This is a genomic window from Desulfosporosinus sp. Tol-M2, assembly GCF_059735615.1.
This window is the reverse complement of record NZ_JCAIJG010000044.1, coordinates 1-4,545: the sequence shown is the minus strand read 5'-3', so window position 1 is coordinate 4,545 and position 4,545 is coordinate 1. Positions and strand designations below refer to the sequence as shown.

3 protein-coding genes are annotated in these 4,545 nt (G+C 46.1%); all 3 read left to right on the top strand.

Annotated features, from left to right (window positions below; all coding sequences use genetic code 11):
- The coding region (locus AC6I5A_RS02905; RefSeq protein ID WP_034611550.1) for a glycosyltransferase family 2 protein at nucleotides 1–978 on the top strand (978 nt) is incomplete at its 5' end.
- A 193-nt stretch (nucleotides 979–1,171) separates the two neighbouring features.
- Complete coding sequence (locus AC6I5A_RS02900) at nucleotides 1,172–3,268, top strand: cell wall-binding repeat-containing protein (protein WP_052167851.1); 2,097 nt, start codon at nucleotides 1,172–1,174, stop codon at nucleotides 3,266–3,268.
- A 155-nt stretch (nucleotides 3,269–3,423) separates the two neighbouring features.
- Nucleotides 3,424–4,545, top strand: a 1,122-nt coding sequence (locus tag AC6I5A_RS02895) for an ArnT family glycosyltransferase (RefSeq protein WP_034611551.1), incomplete at its 3' end; no start/stop codon positions are given.

Below are 4,545 nucleotides of genomic sequence, written 5' to 3'. Positions count from 1 at the left end.
TTCAATGAAGAGAAGAATATTGGCGAAGCCATCCGGAGTATTGTGAAACAGGACTTTACGGGTTCCATCGAAATAGTCATTGTGGATGGTAACTCCACGGATAACACGGTTGAACTAATCAAAGAAATCACCCTTAAAATGCCGGTGAATCGCTCTATTAAACTCCTGACAAACCCCCTGCGTTTTATTCCCATAGGCCTCAATATTGCGTGTCAAAACGCTGCCCACGATATAATTGTCAGGTTAGACGGACATACGCAAGCACCGTCTAATTACGTCTCAGAATCGCTTAAAGCTTTAAAAGAGATTAATTTTAAAGGGGCTGTCGGCGGCCGCTGCGATATTCAGGCCTCAGACAGCACCATTATGTCCAAGGCTATTTCCATTGGGGTTAGTCACCCGTTGGGCGTGGGTAATGCCTTGTACCGAACATTAAAAGATCAATCGGAAACTCTAATTGACGTGGATACCGTGCCTTTTGGGGCTTTTACCAAGGAGCTGTGGAAAAGCCTGGGCGGATATGACGAAAATCTAATATTCGATGAAGATTATGATTTTAATTATCGGGTAAGGACCAAAGGTTATAGAATAGTCATGAACTCTAAAATAGTCCTCAAGTACTTCGCCCGAAAAGATCTGGCCGGTCTTTGGACTCAGTATTACCGTTATGGTTACTGGGCCAATAAGTTTTGCCTCAAGCATCAAATCATTCCCAGCTTCCGAAGGATTATCCCGGCAGCGTTTGTCTTGATGGTCATCCTGTTAGCTTTAAGCAGCGTTAAGGGTTTGTCTGCCTTGATGACTATTTATTTTGGTACAATTCTGGTCATTAGCGGGTCTGAGGGTATCGTCAAGAAAAAGAGTTTTCCCTTAGCAGTCTGCTTATTGCCTGTTTTTCCAACCTTACATTTTTCCTATGGACTGGGCAGCATCACGAGTTTATTAACCTGGCTCAAGGACAAAGTGATCAAGTCTTAAAGGGTGAATCCTAGTTCATAGATTTCCAAGTAGGAAGGAAATCCTGATTTTATTGTCGAATACGATCGTAGTGAACTTAGTGAACTCGCTTACGCTTAAGCTGAACGAGGCCCTACTTCCACTTGCAGAATTGGGGGTCTTATGCTTGGATAACGTAACGGTTAGCTTCTTTTAGCAGAAAGGGGGCAGAAAAATGGCTTACCGGATATGTAGAAGGCATTATAACTTTGTGAAAATCATGGCAATAATTGTAATTGCTCTTATGTTAACGGGAATGCTTCCTGCAAAACAAGTTTTTGCAGCGGGGTTTGACCAAAAAGCATATTATCTGGAAATAGGGCAAAAACTGGACTATTGGGCGAACAGGTATAATATTCCCCCTGTCGTCTTAAAAGCCGTTGCCTGGATGGAAAGCGGATGGTATCAAAACGCCAGGAATCCTCTCGACAATAGCCCGCTGGCGGATCAACCGCTTATGGGATACGATGGAATCGGCATTGGAATTATGCAAATTTCCAGTTATAATCCTGAAAATACGGCTGAACTGGATAAGCTGAAAAATGACATCGACTATAACATCGAAGTGGGTTGTCAGCTGCTGAATCAAAAATGGCGGGCTTTCCCGAAAATCGGCAACGGAGACCGCAATATCCTGGAAAACTGGTATTTTGCGGTATGGGGATATAACTCCTGGCAAGGGAGGAATAACCCCAATGATCCGCTGAGCCAAGGGAAGAGTTGCTATCAGAACGTTGTCTTTGCCTTAATGGGACAAAAATACAATAGTGCAATTACCTTTGCTCCCGGCGTGACTCCCCTACCCAAAAGCAGTTTACCGGCAACCGGAGCTCCGGGTATCTCCAGTCTTTGGAGCACACCTGGCCCAACCCATCGCGGGGATCTTCAATATAATGTAGCAAACCTTGTCTCCGACGGAGGGAAAAACTATGGGGGACCGTTTTCTGATGCTTCGGGTGATTACTGGTTTTCGTTTAGTCGTCGGGCTTCCTATTACGCACTGGGATTTTACACAACAGCCTATAACAACCCGGCAATCACGAGTCTTGACAAGACAATGTTAGGGGATAAAATCCTTCAAGCGGATCGGAATCTTCTGGCGGAAGCGGATAGTCTTGTCAATAAAACGAACCCTTCAGCCTATGATCTGGCAACAGCAGCCAAATATTACTGGACAATTCTGCAGGGTCCAAATCTTAATCCCATCGTAATGTTGCGCGCCCAGGCGGGCTTGACCAAGGCCCAAACGACGCTGCCCGCGCCTATTGATCCGATGCCAATTCCTCCGGCTCCATTGCCTGTTCCTGCTAAAGCAACCGTAGAACGTTTGGCAGGTTTGCGAGCAGTCGATACCGCCATTGAACTTTGCAAAGCAGGATGGACCACAGCGGATACCGTTGTGATCGCCACCACGGCCAATTATCCGGATGCCCTGGCCGGGGCGCCCCTTGCTAAAAAATACAATGCACCTATGCTCTTAAATCCTCCAGGCAGCTTAGATCCTGAGGTGCTCAAGGAACTCCGTCGTCTCGGCGCTAAAAAGGTCTATATCCTGGGGGGCACGGCGGCGATCAGCGAGCCTGTCTTTAGGGCTTTAGGGGACTTAAGTCTAAATCCGGAACGAATTGCCGGGACGACTGCCGCTGAAACGGCAGCCGAGATTGCCAGAAAACTTGGGTCCAATCAAACCGTCATTCTAGCCTCTACACTCAATTTCCCGGATGCCATGGCTGCCTCGGCACCGGCAGCAGCTTTGGGGATTCCGATCCTTCTTACCGGACGGGATGCTTTACCGGAAGCGACTCAAGCGGTATTTGCTGACTTTCAGGTCACGAAAACAATTATGGTGGGGGGAGGCGCTTTAATCGCACCCAAGTTGGATGATCCCCAAAAAGGACCTTTAGCCCAATATGGTCCCCTTCGTTTAAAGGGGCTTACCAAATACGATACGGCTCTGGAAATCGTGAACTACTTTGAGCAAGAACTCCAGAAAGTATACAACGATCAAGGAACCCAGAAAGTTTTCATCGCTACCGGAGCTAATTTTCCTGATGGTCTGGCGGGAGGCGCGTTGGCTGCTAAAACCGGAAGCCCGCTCATTTTAATAGATACCTTTGAGATTAAGCCGGAAGTGCTCAGTTGGCTGGCCGGTATCAAGGATAAAAATCCGCAAGTTTATGTCTTGGGTGGAACCGGAGCGATCTCGGAAGCCAATCAGGAACTGATCGAAAAAACGATCTTACCCCCAGGCGACGATAAGCCGGCGTATTAACAGAGTTCTTAGCGTCAGATGGAGTTTTACTCCACCTGACGGTTAGAAATAGTTATCCAGGGCTGTACAGTTCTTATCTCCCTCTTAAAGAAGAGGGAGATAAGAACTGTTAGCTATCGGATTACAACATGTTATATGGAAGGATGAAGGTTGATTTGTCGAAACGTCATCGCTATCTTGGGTTATTGATCTTATTTGGCATAGCACTCTTTGTCCGACTTCTTTATATTAAGCTTTACCCGGCAGACTATTTGATTTCCTCAGACGGATTAACGTACTCCAATATTGCGGAAAACCTCCTACAAGGGAAAGGGTTTATCACGACGATACGGGATCGGGATTACGCTGTCGGCCCGGTCTACCCTTTGCTGATTGCCATCACCTATATTTTCTTTGGGGTAAAGAACTATTTCGCCGTAGTCCTTCTGCAAGCCGTCATCAGTGCCCTGACGACGGTTTTAGCATACCTGATTGGGGAACGTTTATTCGGCAAAGCCTATGCCTGGATACCCTATCTGTTAATGCTGGCCTATCCGATGTTTTCCTTCTGGACTATTTACGTATTGACGGAAACGACCTATATTTTCATGATAACCCTCTTCATCTGGGCAGCTGTCTTCTATAGTCAAAACGTTCAGAGGGGTAAAAAACATCTGAGCAGTACCCTGTTGTTAGGGATAATCCTCGGTCTCGGCAATTTGGTGAGGCCTATTTTGTTACTCATCTTTCCGGTACTCTTTTTTTGGCAATGGTTTCTGCATAACTGGGATTTTAGAAAGGGTCTGAGAGATATTATCCTCGTTGGGTTAGCAATGTCTCTGGTTATGAGTCCTTGGTGGGTTCGAAATGCTCTGCGYTACCACCAGTTCGTTGCCGTCACAAATTATGGCGCTTATGAATTTTATGCGGGCAATAACCCCTATACAGTTACGGATGATTTCTTTGTGATGGCAGCAAAAACCTATGATCCGGAAGTAAAAGCCCGGGTGGAAAAACTGCCGGTCATGGAGCAGGAAGCGGAATACTCAAAACTCGCTAAAACGTATATCCTTCAACATCCAATTCAGTGTATCGAGCGGACCCTGACAAAAGCCGTTAATTTGTTTTGGAAGCCATTAACAGTAGGGGAGCAGGAATTTTTTAAATTTTCCGGCTATCAAACAGATGCCTGGTATTTAGTTTTAGGGCTGATCGGTGGAATTATGGGATTGGTACAATTCCGGAGATACGGGTTTGTGGTTTTGCTTACCTTGTACTATAGTTTAGTTGTTAGCCTG